Source organism: Gemmatimonadota bacterium (genome assembly GCA_040882465.1).
GTDB lineage: Bacteria > Gemmatimonadota > Gemmatimonadetes > Longimicrobiales > Gaopeijiaceae > JBBEBG01.
Genome location: JBBEBG010000018.1, coordinates 80,563 through 94,999 on the forward strand (window position 1 = coordinate 80,563; position 14,437 = coordinate 94,999).

Consider the following 14,437-nt stretch of genomic DNA (forward strand, 5'->3'; position numbering starts at 1 on the left):
CGACGGATCGAGGCCGCGATGCAAGTCCCTCCCGAGATCGTTTTCCGCGACGTTTCCCGCACCCCCGCTGTGGACCGGGCCATCGAAGATGGGATCGCCCAGCTCGAGGAAATACATGACCGGATCATGGCCTGCCGCATCGCCGCGGAGCTTCCCCACAAGCGGCACCGCAACGGGAACCAGTACCGGGTTCGAGTGGATCTGACGATCCCCGGAGCCGAGATCGTCGTCAGCCGCCTTCCCCCTGACGATGAGACCAACGATGACATCGTCGTCGCCATCGCCGAAGCCTTCGACACGACACGCGCTCGGCTCCTCGAACACGAACGGAAGCGTCGGGGCGGCCTGAAGCCGGCCGAGCCCCCTCCTCGAGGAAAGGTGGCGAAGTTATTTCCCGGCGAGGGGTACGGTTTCGTCGAATCGGTGGATGGGCGGGAGCTCTATTTCCACGAGAACGCCGTGCAAGGGAAGGGATTCGCCGCCCTGGAGCTCGGTCAGGCGGTCCGATTCACGGAGGAGCTGGGGGACAAGGGGCCGCAGGCCATCGTGGTCATCCCTTCCTGAGCGGCTCTCCCTGGAAGGCCCACTTTTTTCTCCCCGCGTAGATCCCGAGGACCGGGCGGGCCCGCCAGTGGCGGCGCCACGGGCGGGTCACTTCTGTCGTCTGACGAGAAGCCCGTATTCGAGGCTGTCGGCGAGGGCCCGCCACGACGCATCGATGATGTTGGAGGACGCGCCGACCGTGATCCAGTCGCGCTCCTGGTCTCGCGTCTCGATCAGGACGCGGGTGATCGCGCCGGCCGCGTGCTCTCCGTCGAGGATCCTCACCTTGTAGTCCACGAGCTGGAAATCCGTGACTTCGGGGAAACGGGAGACGAGCGCCTTCCGGAGCGCGCCATCGAGGGCGTCTACCGGTCCCGTCCCCTCGGCGGCGGTGTGATAACGCTCCCCCTCGACTTCGACCTTCACCGTCGCCTCGGCGAAGGTTCCTCTCCCGTCTCGGTGCTCGACGACGACGGTGTAATCCACGAGGCGGAAGGGGGGCCGGTACTCCGTTCCATGGCGCCAGATCATGAGGGCCACCGACGCGTCGGCGGCCTCGAAGGAGAAGCCGCGCGCTTCGAGCACCTTGATCTCGTCGAGGACCGCGCCGATGTCCCCTCCTCCTCCGACCGTGACCGCCATCTCCTCCGCCTTGCTGAGGAGGTTGCCTCGGCCGCTCAGCTCGCTCACGACGACGCGCATCTGGTTTCCGACCATCGCAGGCTCGATGTGTTGGTAGGCACGCTCGTTCCTCCGCATGGCGGCGACGTGGATGCCCCCCTTGTGGGCGAAGGCGCTCCGGCCCACGTAGGGGAGCCGTGGGTCCTCGGCCACATTCGCGATGTCCGCGACGAAGTGCGCGAGGTCGTGCAGCTGCTCCAGCCGACCTTCGGGAAGGGAGCGCTTCCCGAGCTTCAGCTCCAGGTCCGGGATGATCGAGCAGAGGTTCGCGTTTCCGCACCGCTCCCCGTACCCGTTGATCGTCCCCTGGATGTGCACCGCACCGGCCCGAACGGCCGCCAAGGAGTTCGCGACCGCGAGCTCGCAGTCGTTATGCGTGTGGATTCCGAGCTTCGCGCCCAGCTCCTTTCCCACCGTCCCCACCACGGCTTCGACATCCCAGGGCATGGAGCCGCCGTTCGTGTCGCAGAGGACGAGGACGTCCGCGCCACCACGGAGAGCTGCCCGCAGAGTCTCGAGGGCGTAGGAGGGATCGCCGCGGAATCCATCGAAGAAGTGCTCGGCGTCGTAAACGACACGGCGCCCCGCGGAGGCGAGAAAGGCCACGCTCTCCTCGATCATCGCGAGGTTTTCGCCGCGACCGACCTGGAGGACCTCGTCCACATGGAGCGTCCAACTCTTCCCCACGACCGTGCATACCTTCGTCCCCGCCTCGACGAGGGCGCGCAGGTTCGCGTCGTCCTCGGGCGCGGTGTTCCGGCGGCGCGTCGAGCCGAAGGCGGCGATCACCGCGTGACTCCAATCCATGTCGCGCGCGCGCTCGAAGAACTCGACATCCTTCGGGTTGGACCCCGGCCACCCGCCTTCGATGACGTCGATTCCGAACTCGTCCAGCCGGCGGGCGATTCGGATCTTGTCCTCACCTGAGAGGGAGATTCCCTCGGTCTGCGCGCCGTCCCGGAGGGTCGTGTCGTAGATCTCGATCTTGTCCTTGGACATGCTGTCCTTCCTTCGAAGCTCGGGGGTACCCGGGCAACTTCACCAACCGGCCGCCGAGTGGGAAGCCCCAGGTAGGCTGGCATGCCTCGCCATCGCCTCGCCCCGGGGGAGCAGCGATCCATGGTGAATGCCTTCCGCTCCGCCTCCCTCGGGGCCCCCGTCCCGCCGCCCGATCGCGGCCGGGGCCGATCCGGACGAGATCCTCCACCGCCACTTCGGGTATCCCGGCTTTCGCCCGGGGCAACGCGCGCTGGTGGACGCCGCCCTGTCCGGGCGCGACGCGCTCGGGATCCTCCCGACCGGGGGAGGGAAGAGCGTCTGTTACCAGGTGCCCGCGCTGATGCTCCCCGGGCTCACTGTGGTCGTCTGCCCCCTCGTCTCTCTGATGGCGGACCAGGTGCGCCGTGCGCGCGACGCCGGAATGTGCGCGGAAGCCCTCCATGCGGGACTCCTCCCGGAGGAGCGTGAGCGGGTCGAGGCGGAGATCCGCGCCGGGGCACTTCACCTCCTCCTTCTCGCTCCGGAGCGCTTCCAGAGCGAACGATTTCGCGTCCTCCTTCCTCTCCTGCGGCCCTCCCTCCTTACCGTTGACGAAGCGCACTGTATATCCATGTGGGGACATGATTTCCGTCCGTCATATCGCAAACTAGGTGAGGTACGGATGGCGCTCGGCGCGCCCGTACTCGCCCTCACCGCGACCGCCACGCCCCGGGTGCGCGCGGACATCGAGCGCACGCTCGAGATGAGATCGCCCGTGCGGATCGTCGGAACCTTTGACCGGCCGAATCTCCACTGGGTCGTGCGCCGCGCCGAGCCCACGCGGAGGGGTTCGCGAAAGAGTGCCGGAGCCGGGCCGAAGGAGCGGGAGATCCACGACCTCCTCCTCCGCTTTCCGGGCGCCCGCCTCGTGTACGCTTCCACCCGCGGACGTGTCGAGTTGATCCGTGCTTCGCTGGCGCGTTTCGGAATCCGCGCCGAAGCCTATCATGCCGGACTCCCTCCGGAGGAGCGGGCGCGGGTGCAATCCTTTTTTCTCACGCACTCGCGGCCGGTGGTCGTCGCGACCAATGCCTTCGGGATGGGAATCGATCGCCCCGACGTCCGCCTCGTGATCCACGACCAGCTCCCGGGGTCGCTCGAGGATTATTATCAGGAGGCTGGTCGCGCGGGGCGCGATGGGGGTCCCGCGGTCTGTCTCGCCTTTTTCGCTCGAGACGACGCGCGCGTCCATCGTCTTTTCCTCGACGCGACGCATCCTCCCCTCACTTCCCTCGGGGAGTACCGGCGCCTGGGAAGCGCGGAGGCCATTCGAGAACGACTCACCCGGCGGCGGAGCGGGCGCGAAAAACTCAGCGGCGTCGCCCGGTACGCGCGCACGCGGGCGTGCCGAAGATCCCTCCTTCTCGGCTGGTTCGGCGAGGTTCGGGAAGGGGGACCGTGCGGTGGGTGCGACCGGTGCGTAGGTTGGCCCGGCGTTCTCGAGCCCGCCCTCCACGCGGGAGGCAGGTGAACCGGGTCCCGGTACGCCTCCGCTTCCCGCACGGAAACATCGAGGGAGCCTGGGACCGGCCTTCGGGGTAGCAAAACAATCGTTGCGAATGTTAGGAATCCCGGCCATGGGCCGGATGACGATATCCTGCCGTTTTGGCAGTCATTGAAGGGTGGGCGAAGGAAGGCAAAGGGACGACTGCGGGCGTGGGCGGAATCTCGCCGGGCCGCCGAACGGCCGTCTCCGGTGTGTCCGGCGCGTTGCCGGCGCAGGGGAGCGGCGTGCGGGTGGAGCGGTGCGGAACCGATCTCCGGCCTCCGGGAAATTCGGGAGAATAAGGCTACTTGAAGCGAGAAATCTTGATCAGCGCGACCCCGCAGGAATCGTGGGTCGCGCTGATGGAGGACGATCGGCTCGTCGAGCTGATGCTCGACCGACCGGATCAGGACCGCTTGGTCGGGGATATCTACCTCGGGACGGTGGAAGCCGTCCTCCCCGGCATCCAGGCGGCCTTCGTGGCCATCGGAACGGAGAAGGCCGGGTTCCTCCATGCGTCGGACCTCGTCTCCGCGGATGTTGAGGATGACGAGGACGACGACTCCGAGGGAGGGAACGGTCGCGGCCGCGGAGGTGGAGAGGGCCGGTCGGGGGGTGGCGGCAACGGTCGCTCGGGCGGTGACGGTCGCCGCGGGGGGCGCCAGCGAAAGCTTCCCGCCATCCAGGACCAGCTCCGGAAGGGCGACACCCTTCTCGTGCAAGTCACGAAGGAGCCGATCGGGACCAAGGGTCCGCGGCTCACCGCGCAGATCTCACTTCCCGGCCGATTCCTCGTATACATGCCCTTTTCGGCTCACGTCGGAGTGAGCCGAAAAATCGACCAGCGGGACGAGCGTGCCCGCCTCCGCCAACTCGCCAAGGAGATCCGCCCCGCCGACGCGGGTGGGCTGATCATCCGCACCGTGGGCGAGGAGCTGAACCGCGCGAAGTTCGAAGGGGAGTTCCAACGACTCCACGCGCTCTGGCAAAAGATCAAGCGGAGGGCCGATTCGTCCAAAGCCCCGGCTCTCGTCCACGGAGAGGCGAAGCTCATCTCGGGCGTGATCCGGGACCTCTTTTCGGACAAGCTCGACGCGCTGATCGTGGACAACAAGCAGGTGTACAACGAAATCGTCCAATACGTGAAAAGCGTGGATCCGGACCTCATGGGCCGGCTCCGGCTCTATCAGGATCCGGTTCCCCTCTTCGACCGCTATGACATCGAAGAGGAAATCGGCGAGGCGTTCCAGAGGAGGGTGACCCTCGCATCCGGTGGCTACATCATCGTCGAGCCGACGGAGGCACTCGTCTCCATCGACGTGAACACCGGAAAGTTCACGGGCAAAGGAAGGAAGGACCCCGAGGAAACGATCCTTCGCACGAATCTCGACGCGGCGCGGGAGATCGCGCGCCAGCTCCGGCTCCGTGACATCGGTGGAATCGTCGTCGTGGACTTCATAGACATGGAGTCCCAGTCGAACCGGGACCGCGTTCTACAGGAACTGCGGACTCAGCTGGGACGGGACCGGGCACGGACCAAGGCCTTCAGCGTCTCGGATCTCGGACTCATCGAGATGACCCGGCAGCGGGTCCGTCCCTCCCTGTTCCAGACGCTGACGCGGGTTTGTGATCACTGCGGTGGGGCAGGGCGCGTCTTCACGCCGCCGACGGTCATCCGGCGAGTGGAACGAAGCCTCAAGAGGGCGGCCGCTTCCGGGCAGGAGCGGTCCATCCTCATCCGGGTCCACCCCGAGGTGGCGCTCCACGTCATGGAGGAGGAGCCCGACTTCCTGAAGCGCCTGCGCGACCGGATGCGGATTCCACTGGATCTTCGAGACGACCCCCTCCTCCGCGAAGACGAGTTCCGGCTCCTTTCGGGGCCGGCCGGGACCGACGTGACGGAGAAGTACCTGACCCGCCAGCCGGGCTGAAGACCCGAGCCACCCAGTTGACTTGAACCACTCCCAGCGGCAAATTTCTTGGCTGAAGTTGGCTTGGAGCGCCGCCGGATCGTGAAACCAGGAAAGACCGATGTACGCCGTCTTCCGTACAGGTGGTAAGCAGTTCCGGGCCAGGCCCGGAGAACGTCTCAGAATCCCCTCCCTCGCCGCCGAAGCCGGGGAGACGGTCACGTTCGGGGACGTACTCCTCCTGGCGGACGGAGACGCGGTCACGGTGGGACAGCCGACGCTGGCCGGCGTGGCGGTGAAAGCCGAAGTCGTCGCTCACGGTCGGGACCGAAAGGTCATCGTCTTCAAGAGGAAGCGTCGGAAGGGCTATCGCAAGAAGCAGGGCCACCGGCAGGGATACACGGAAATTCGGGTCGAAGAGATCGTCGCTTGAACGGTCTTCTCCCCGCGCCGCCGCGATCGAACGAATAACCGGAAGATTTCCCATGGCACATAAGAAGGGTGTCGGCTCGAGCCGGAACGGACGGGACTCGAACCCACAGTACCTCGGCGTGAAGAGGTACGGAGGGGAACCCGTGCGCGCCGGCGGAATCCTGGTCCGTCAGCGTGGAACCCGCTTCCACCCCGGACGCAATGTTCGTCGCGGAAGCGACGACACCCTCTTTTCTCTCGTGGACGGCGTCGTGCGGTTCGAGACGATCCGCCGCCGCCCCGCCGTCTCGGTCTATCCCGAGAGCTAAGTCCCCTTACTTCATATGTTTCCCTATCCCCTTGCCTGGCAAGGGGATCCTTCAGTCGTTCCCGTCGTATCACGTTGGTCATTCGTCCACTCTGACCGAGGTCGGCGCATGCAACCCGACGGCCAGAAGGATCGCCCCCGAAGTCCCTTGCAGGCGGTAGGGGACGAAACGGGGCCAGAAGGTGTTCCATCCTTTCCCCGACCCGTGAAGCATGCGTTCGCGGCGATGGGATTCCTCTCCGTATCTCTCGTCGCTCTCGCCTGGACGACGAATCGTCCCGTCGAGTCGGTGAGCGCCTTTCCCGAAGTCTCGGACGCCACCGCCGCTCTCCTCGAGACGCGACTCCCGATGTCGGTCAACGCGGAAGTGGAGCGTTGGATCCAACGATTCCTCGGTCCCGAGCGGTCGGCCTTCGAAGGGTACCTCGTCCGTGAGGGACTGTACGGCGGTTTCATCCAAGAGCGGCTACGCGAGCGCGGGATGCCGGAAGAGCTCCTCTACCTCGCGATGATCGAGTCCGGGTTCGTCACCTCGGCGACGTCGCGCGTATCGGCGTCCGGGGTCTGGCAGTTCATGGGCGCGACGGCGCGCGCCTTCGGACTCACGGTGGATTACTGGGTGGACGAACGGAGGGACCCGGTGCGGGCGACGGACGCCGCGCTCGACTACCTGGAGGATCTCTACGAGACCTTCGGATCCTGGTACCTGGCCGCCGCCGCGTACAACGCGGGGCCGGCCGTGGTGCTCCGCGCGCTCGATCGGGAAATGGCCGTGGACGCCGACGACGAGGATCTTTATTGGAAGATTTCCCGGTACCTGCCGGGAGAGACGCGCAACTACGTTCCCAAGATGCTCGCGGCGACGCTGATCGCGCAGCAGCCGGAGCACTTCGGCTTCGAAGTCGAACGGTCGCTCCCTTATCTCTTCGACCGGGTTCTCGTCCCGGGAGGGACCTCGCTCGCTCGGGTGGCCCGCGCGCTCGGTGTCCATCCGGCCCTGATCCGCGAGCTCAATCCGCACCTGATTCGTGGAATGACGCCGCCCGGTGGCGGACATCTGGTTCGCGTCCCGCAGGGCGATTCGCACCGCCTCGTGGCTTCGCTGGACGGGGTGGGGGTCCTCCCCCCGGCGAGGAACGAATAGGACACCTGGGCGGGTAGCGGCCGCCGCCTTAGCGGCCGCTCTGGGCCGACCGAGCGGCCGCGATGATGCGCCAAAACACATCGCGCGTCATCTCCTCGTCGAGCCCGAACTCGCGTGCCCGTTCAACGGCTCCCCGGACGACCTGGGCCTCGCGTCCCGGATCCAGGACCGGAATGCCGAGGATCTCTTTGATCCGACCGACCTGGAGGACCAGGTCCCGCCGCTCGCCGATCGTTCGAATAAGGCGTTCGTCCACCTCCGAGATCTGTTCCCGGAGGCGATCCAATTCTTCCTTCGCGGATTCGGGAGTCCAGTCGGACGGGGTGGGGGCGGGGTCCGTTGCGGCGGTCATTCGTCCTCGTCCGAAGGCGGTGGCGTGTTCGGGGCGCCCAGCCCTTCGGCCACCGCCTCGAGGGCCTGAACGATCTCGTCCAGAACGGTGCGTGTGGCCGCGGGAGTGAGACCTTCCGCGCTGACCTGGGACCGGACCCGCCGGAGCCTCACGACGGCCGTGCGGATTCTCGAAATCGGATCTTTTCCCGGGGAGTCTTCTCCGAAGGGGGAGGCGCCGGGCTCGTCCGGCCGCGCCGCGTCGCCAAAAAGACGCGTCAGTCCTTCCCTCGGATTCTCGGGTTTGCGAGTCATCGGCCAAGCTACCGGCCGCTCGCGCGGCGGGTCAAGGGAGCGGATCCGGCCGTAGGAGGCGCCCCGTCGCGACATCGTGCGGGCCCGCGGCAGAGACGTCTTCGAAGGAATCCCGGCACAGAATCGTACTCTGGGGTAGATTTGAGTCCGGAAGTCGTCCGGCCCCCCATGCGAGTGCGAGTCAAAGCTTCAAGACGAGGCGATCGGCGCGATGCGTCCCACCATCCGATTCAGCGCGGGGTCGGTGCCCTGGCTCCCAACTCTGGTCTGCCTCGCCGCCGTGGGTGTCGGGGCCCAGCTCACCCAGAACCCGTCCGGTCCGGTCTATCGGGTCCCGATCGTCGGAGAGATCGAACTCGGGCTCGCTCCCTTCATCGAGCGAAGCCTCCAGGAAGCGGCTGCGGCCGGAGCCTCCGCCGTCGTCCTCGACATTGACACTCCCGGGGGGCGGGTGGACGCGGCGGAGCGGATTGCCGACGCGATCAACGACTCGCAGGTCCCGGTGTACGCCTTCGTGAACCGCCGCGCCTTTTCAGCCGGCGCCCTCATCTCGCTTGCTACGCACGGGATCTACATGCGGCCCGGGGCGACGATGGGTGCGGTGACCCCGGTGGACGCGACCGGCACGCGCGCGCCCGAAAAGATCGTCTCCGCGATGCGGAGCACGATGCGGGCCCTCGCGGAGGCTCGCGGCCTCGACCCGGCGGTGGCCGAATCCATGGTGGACGAATCGGTTGCGGTCCCGGGGATCAGCCCGGCGGGGAGCCTGCTCACACTTACCACCGAAGAGGCGGCCCGAATCGGATATGCGACGGAGGTGGAGGATTGGGGCGCCCTCATGGCGCTCCTCGGGACGGCTCAGAATCCCGTGGTGAATCAGGCGGTGAACTGGGCAGAGCGTACGGTGCGTTTCCTCTCGAGCTCCTACATTTCGCCCTTCCTCCTCTCGCTCGGCTTCCTCGGACTCCTCATCGAGATTCGGACGCCGGGGATCGGCCTCGCGGGCGCGGCGGGAGGGTTGTCGCTCGCCCTCTTCTTCGGCTCGCACCTGATCGTGGGCCTGGCCGGCTTCGAAGGGATCCTCGTGTTCGCGGCCGGTGTCGTGCTCCTTCTGGTGGAAGCCTTCATCATCCCGGGGATCGGTGTTTTCGCGGTCCTCGGCGCCCTCGCCGTGCTGACGGGCGTCTTCATGTCCCTTCTCGGCGGGCTTCCCACGACGGCGGATTTCGCGCGGGCCGGTGGAGTCCTCCTCTGGTCCCTCGTCCTCGTGCTCGTCAGCTCCTGGATCCTTCTGAAGCGACTTCCGGAAAATCGGCGGCTGACGAACCTCGGGATCTTCCTCGGGCAAAGAACGAGCCGTGAGACCGGATTCATCTCGCAAGCGCGCAGAGCTGACCTCCTGGGAGCCGATGGAGTGGCCATCACCGACCTGCGTCCCGCCGGGACCGGTCAGTTCGGCGAAGAGCGGATCGACGTGGTGAGCGAGTCGGAGTGGATCGAACAGGGAAGCCCGATCAAGATCGTGGCCTCCGAGGGGTATCGGCACGTCGTCCGCGTTCCTCGCGCGGCCAAGGCGATCAATCAAGGAGAACGTCCGGAATGAATGAAGACCTCCTGTTGGGCCTGAACACACTCGCCCTTGTGGCGATCGTGGTCGTGATCATCGTAGTCCTCTGGGCCATTCCCCTCCGGCTCTGGGTGGAGGCCATCTCCGCGGGTGCGCGCGTCGGGATCGGGTACCTCATCGGGATGCGCCTCCGAAAGGTGAATCCGCCGGAGGTGGTGCGCCCCCTGATCTGGGCGACGAAGGCCGGCCTGGACATGACGGTCGGAGATCTCGAAGCGCACTATCTCGCGGGGGGGCGGGTGGATCGCGTGGTGCGCGCTCTGATCTCGGCAGATAAGGCGAACATCGACCTCACCCTCCAGCAGGCGGCGGCGATCGATCTCGCCGGGCGGGATGTCTTCGAGGCGGTGCAGGTCTCCGTGAACCCCAAGGTCATCACAACCCCACGAGTCTCCGCGATGGCCCGCGATGGGATTCAGCTCATTGCGATGGCGCGGGTCACCGTCCGCGCGAACATCAATCGCCTGGTCGGAGGTGCGGGAGAGGAGACGATCCTCGCCCGAGTGGGGGAGGGGATCGTTTCTTCGATCGGGTCCTCCGACTCCCACAAGGCGGTGCTCGAGAATCCGGACTCGATCTCGAAGACGGTACTCTCACGGGGCCTCGACTCGGGGACCGCCTTCGAGATCCTCTCGATCGACATCGCGGACGTGGACGTCGGGAAAAACATCGGAGCCGAGCTCCAGACGGACCAGGCCGAGGCGGACAAGCGGGTCGCACAGGCGCGTGCCGAGGAGCGGCGTGCGATGGCCGTGGCGCTCGAGCAGGAGATGGTCGCCAAGGTGCAGGAGATGCGGGCGCGGGTCGTCGAGGCCGAGGCCGAAGTTCCGAAGGCCATCGCCGCCGCCCTCAGGGAGGGCAACATGGGAATCATGGACTACATGCGGTACCGGAACATCGAGTCGGACACCTCGATGCGCTCCTCGATCGCCGGGGCGAAGGACGACGGCGCCACAGGGAAGCCGGGTTCTTCGAACCCCTAAGGGTAACCGGACGCGCCCATGGATTTTCCTGTCGAGCTCCTCTTCGTCCTCTTTTTCCTCCTCGCATCCGTCCTGGATGCGGTAGGGAGGAGCAAGAAAAAGAAGCGGCGCATCGAAGAGATGGACCGCGACGAGCGGGCGGAAGCCGACCAGCCGATGGCGACAGCCGAAGGGCGCCGGACGGGTGTTCCGGGCCGGCAGGCAGAGGCCCCGCGAGGGACCGCGGGGCCACGCAGCGAGCGAGCGGAATCTTCCCGCGAAACCGCGGAAACGATGATTCCGGACCAGCTCTGGGAGATTCTCACCGGGACACCGGCGCCGTCCCGCGGGAGAACGCCGCCCGTCGAGAGTCCCGTGGAGGCCTCGCTCGAAACGGAGTCGTTGGAAAAGGAGACGCTGGAGGAGAAGTGGTCCGAACCGGTGCCCTTCGAAGACGAGCCGCGGAAGCTCCCGTCCCGCTTCGGGCTGCCGTCGCCCACCCGCCCCCGCCCTCGCTTTTCGGAGTCTCTCGCGCGAGGGCTTCCCGAAGAGGGGGGGCGGCTCATCGCCTCGGGAACGACCTTCATTCCCTCGGCGGTGGGGGGGCCGCGGCGCGTCTCGCCCTACACGAAGCTTCTCGTTTCGGCGCATCCCGGGGACCTGCGCTCCGCGATCGTCCTCGCGGAAATCCTGGGTCCTCCCGTCGCGTTCCGAGATCCTTCCTCCCCTACATCTCTCCTCGGCCCATCTTCCTGAGGACGGTGTGGAGGATCCCGCCGTTCCGGTAGTACTCGACGTCCACATCCGAGTCGAGACGGACCGCGGCGTCGAAACGCAGCTCCGTGCCGTCGTCGCGTCGGGCCACGACCTCGACCGTTGAATGCGGCGCGAGCCCCGCCGCGATGCCACGAATTTCGAAGGTCTCGGACCCGTCGAGCCCGAGATCTCGGGCGGACTTCCCGGCGGGGAACTCGAGGGGGAGGACCCCCATGCCGACGAGATTCGACCGGTGGATCCGTTCATATCCGGTCGCGATGACCGCGCGCACACCGAGGAGTCCGGTGCCCTTGGCCGCCCAGTCGCGCGACGAGCCCGCCCCATATTCGGCGCCGGCCAGGATCACGAGGGGAACCCCTTCCCTCTGGTATTTCATCGAAGCGTCGTAGATCGGCATGACTTCCCCATCGGGGAAGTGTTTCGTGTAGCCTCCTTCTTTTCCTTCGAGGAGGAGGTTTCGAATCCGGACGTTTCCGAAAGTCCCCCTCATCATGACTTCGTGATTGCCGCGGCGCGCCCCGAAGGTGTTGAAGTCCCAGGGCTTCACTCCCTTCTCCTGGAGGAAGCGGCCCGCCGGCTCGTCCTTTGGAATGGATCCCGCCGGCGAGATGTGGTCCGTCGTGACGCTGTCTCCGAGGAGGGCAAGCACGCGCGCTCCCACGATGTCGTCGAGCCTGGGAGCTTCGAGCTCCAGCCCCTCGAAGAAGGGGGGATTCTGAACGTAGGTGGAGTCGGCGTCCCACTCGTAAAGTGAGACGTCTCCCTTCGGGAGCGGAAGCGCCTTCCATAGGTCGTCGCCTTCGAAGACCTCGGCGTAACGCGCGCGGTACATCTCGGGCTTGAGCGCCTCCCGGATCGTGTCCCGGATCTCCGTCTGGGACGGCCAGATGTCCCGGAGAAACACCGGCTCCCCGCTGGAGCCGACCCCCAGAGGATCGTTCAAGAGGTCCACGTCAATGCGTCCCGCGAGGGCGAAGGCGACGACGAGCATCGGAGATGCAAGGTAATTCGCCCGAACCAGGGGGTGGATCCGCGCCTCGAAGTTGCGGTTCCCCGAAAGGACGGCGGCGACCACGAGCCCCTTCGCCTTCACGGCTTCTGCGATCGGCTCCGGGAGCGGGCCGGAATTTCCGATGCAGGTCGTGCACCCGTATCCGACCACGTTGAAGTGGAGCGCCTCGAGGTGGCGCAGCAGGTCCGCGGCCTCGAGGTAGTCCGTCACGACCTTCGAGCCCGGGGCCATCGAAGTCTTCACCCAGGCTTTCGCCTCGAGCCCCCGTTCGACCGCCTTTTTCGCGAGGAGGCCGGCCCCGACCATCACAGACGGGTTCGAGGTATTCGTGCAGGAGGTGATCGCCGCGATCACGATCGTCCCGTCGCCGATCCGGATGGTCTCGCCCTCGAGCTCGATCTGTGCGACGCGGGGGTGGGCGTCGCGGGTGACCGTGGCCGCCGAGTGCCGGGACCCCCCTGTCGAGACCGCCCCGACCGGCTCGTCCCCGCCATTTTCCGTGACCTTCGAGCTTCGCCCGCCCTCTCCGCTCCAGTTGGAGAGCTCGTCGTTTGCCTTCGGAAGGGTGAACCCCTGGGGGAGGAGCCCTTCGAGGTCGCGAAAAAAACCGCTCTTGAGCGCCGAAAGCGCGATCCGATCCTGCGGCCGGCGCGGGCCCGCGAGAGAGGGCTCGATGGAGGAGAGGTCGAGCTCGAGCGCCGAGGTGTAATCGGGGTCCGGCGTGTCGTCCGTGCGGAAGAGGCCGAGCTCTTTGCAGACACGTTCGACGCGTTCGACGAGCTCCGTGCTTCGCCCCGTTCCCTGCAGGTATCTGAGGGCCTCCTCATCCACTGGAAAAAAGCCGATCGTCGCTCCGTACTCGGGGGACATGTTCGCGATGGTGGCGCGATCTGGAAGGGTCAACGACGAGAGGCCGGCGCCGTAGAACTCGACGAAGCAGTCCACGACGCCGTGTTTCCGGAGCATTTCGGTGACCCGAAGCACGAGGTCGGTGGCGGTCGCCCCCTCGGGGAGGGCGCCCGTGATCTTCACGCCGACGACCGCGGGGGTCAGCATATAGTAGGGCTGGCCCAGGAGGACGGCTTCGGCCTCGATCCCGCCGACTCCCCACCCCACGACACCGAGTCCGTTGATCATCGTCGTGTGCGAATCGGTCCCCACCAGCGTGTCGGGGAAGGCCAGGTGCGTCCCGGATTCTTCCCGCCGGTGCACGACGGAGGCGAGGTACTCGAGGTTGACCTGGTGGACAATCCCCGTCCCCGGAGGGACCACGCTGAAGTTCCGGAACGCCTTCTGGGCCCACCGAAGGAGCGCGTATCGCTCGTCGTTGCGTTCGAACTCCTTTGCGACGTTCTGCCGGTAAGCGTCAGGGGTCCCGAAATAATCCACTTGCACCGAGTGGTCGATTACAAGGTCCGCGGGGACCTGGGGATTGATCCGATCGGGGCGTCCCCCGAGGCGAGCGAGGCGCGCCCGCATCGCCGCCAAGTCCACCACCGCGGGAACGCCGGTGAAGTCCTGGAGGACGACCCGGGTGGGCATGAAGGGAATGCTGATGCCGGAGTTCGTCGGGCTCCAGGCCGCAACCGCACGGACGTCGTCCTCTGAGACGTAACCTTTTCCCGCATGCCGGAGCGCGTTTTCGAGGAGAATCCGCATCGAGAAAGGAAGACGATCGAGCGCAGCGATTCCTTCCTCTTCGAGGCGGGAAAGTCGGTAGAATGAGGTCGGGCCTTCCCGCAGATCGAGAGGGGTGAGGGCGCCGAATGGATCTTTGAGGCGAGTTGCCAAGTTGGCTCCTTCTATACTCTATGCAGGACCGGAGATCTGGGGCGAGCGCGCGACGGCGGCGAGCCCCTAAGGTTACGAAAAA

General features: G+C 66.4%; 13 protein-coding genes. 9 read left to right on the forward strand and 4 right to left on the reverse strand.

What is annotated here, in order from left to right; translation table 11 throughout:
• Positions 1-18 precede the first annotated feature (18 nt).
• A complete protein-coding gene (locus WEG36_05680; protein MEX1257091.1) occupies positions 19-564 on the forward strand; it encodes an HPF/RaiA family ribosome-associated protein in 546 nt (181 codons plus the stop codon).
• 87 nt (positions 565-651) lie between these two features.
• Here WEG36_05680 and cimA read toward each other — a convergent pair whose 3' ends face one another.
• Positions 652-2,223: a citramalate synthase gene (gene cimA, locus WEG36_05685; GenBank protein ID MEX1257092.1), complete on the reverse strand. Its 1,572-nt coding sequence runs from the start codon at positions 2,221-2,223 to the stop codon at positions 652-654.
• A 127-nt stretch (positions 2,224-2,350) separates the two neighbouring features.
• Between cimA and WEG36_05690 the strand changes: the two genes are divergently transcribed.
• The 5 genes from WEG36_05690 (at position 2,351) to WEG36_05710 (ending at position 7,541) form a co-directional block, all read left to right on the forward strand.
• Positions 2,351-3,733 (forward strand): ATP-dependent DNA helicase RecQ, encoded by a 1,383-nt coding sequence (locus tag WEG36_05690; protein MEX1257093.1) that lies wholly within the window; start codon positions 2,351-2,353, stop codon positions 3,731-3,733.
• Between the two features lie 323 nt (positions 3,734-4,056).
• Positions 4,057-5,679, forward strand: a complete 1,623-nt coding sequence (locus WEG36_05695; protein ID MEX1257094.1) for an Rne/Rng family ribonuclease — start codon at positions 4,057-4,059, stop codon at positions 5,677-5,679.
• Between the two features lie 100 nt (positions 5,680-5,779).
• Positions 5,780-6,091 carry a 50S ribosomal protein L21 gene (gene rplU / locus WEG36_05700; protein ID MEX1257095.1) on the forward strand — a complete coding sequence of 104 codons (312 nt, stop codon included), beginning with the start codon at positions 5,780-5,782 and terminating at the stop codon, positions 6,089-6,091.
• A 52-nt stretch (positions 6,092-6,143) separates the two neighbouring features.
• Positions 6,144-6,398 (forward strand): 50S ribosomal protein L27, encoded by a 255-nt coding sequence (gene rpmA / locus WEG36_05705; protein ID MEX1257096.1) that lies wholly within the window; start codon positions 6,144-6,146, stop codon positions 6,396-6,398.
• Positions 6,399-6,602: 204 nt separating this feature from the next.
• Positions 6,603-7,541: a lytic transglycosylase domain-containing protein gene (locus WEG36_05710; protein ID MEX1257097.1), complete on the forward strand. Its 939-nt coding sequence runs from the start codon at positions 6,603-6,605 to the stop codon at positions 7,539-7,541.
• 28 nt (positions 7,542-7,569) lie between these two features.
• Here the strand turns inward: WEG36_05710 and WEG36_05715 are convergent, their stop codons facing one another.
• Entirely contained in the window at positions 7,570-7,893 is a 324-nt protein-coding gene (locus WEG36_05715; protein ID MEX1257098.1) for a chorismate mutase, read from the reverse strand.
• Complete coding sequence (locus WEG36_05720; GenBank protein ID MEX1257099.1) at positions 7,890-8,186, reverse strand: hypothetical protein; 297 nt, start codon at positions 8,184-8,186, stop codon at positions 7,890-7,892. Before WEG36_05720 ends, WEG36_05715 begins: the two co-directional genes overlap by 4 nt.
• 211 nt (positions 8,187-8,397) lie before the next feature.
• On the opposite strand from WEG36_05720, the gene WEG36_05725 reads away from it, so the two are divergent.
• Genes WEG36_05725 through WEG36_05735 form a run of 3 tightly spaced genes read left to right on the forward strand, consistent with a single transcriptional unit; the run spans position 8,398 to position 11,531 of the window.
• Positions 8,398-9,789: an NfeD family protein gene (locus WEG36_05725; GenBank protein ID MEX1257100.1), complete on the forward strand. Its 1,392-nt coding sequence runs from the start codon at positions 8,398-8,400 to the stop codon at positions 9,787-9,789.
• On the forward strand, positions 9,786-10,796 hold the full coding sequence (gene floA, locus WEG36_05730; protein ID MEX1257101.1) for a flotillin-like protein FloA: 1,011 nt from the start codon (positions 9,786-9,788) through the stop codon (positions 10,794-10,796). The genes WEG36_05725 and floA overlap by 4 nt, the downstream gene beginning before the upstream one ends.
• Before the next feature lie 18 nt (positions 10,797-10,814).
• Entirely contained in the window at positions 10,815-11,531 is a 717-nt protein-coding gene (locus WEG36_05735; GenBank protein MEX1257102.1) for a hypothetical protein, read from the forward strand.
• On the opposite strand, the gene WEG36_05740 is transcribed toward WEG36_05735, so the two are convergent.
• Entirely contained in the window at positions 11,503-14,355 is a 2,853-nt protein-coding gene (locus WEG36_05740; GenBank protein MEX1257103.1) for an aconitate hydratase, read from the reverse strand. The genes WEG36_05735 and WEG36_05740 overlap by 29 nt on opposite strands.
• Positions 14,356-14,437 lie beyond the last annotated feature (82 nt).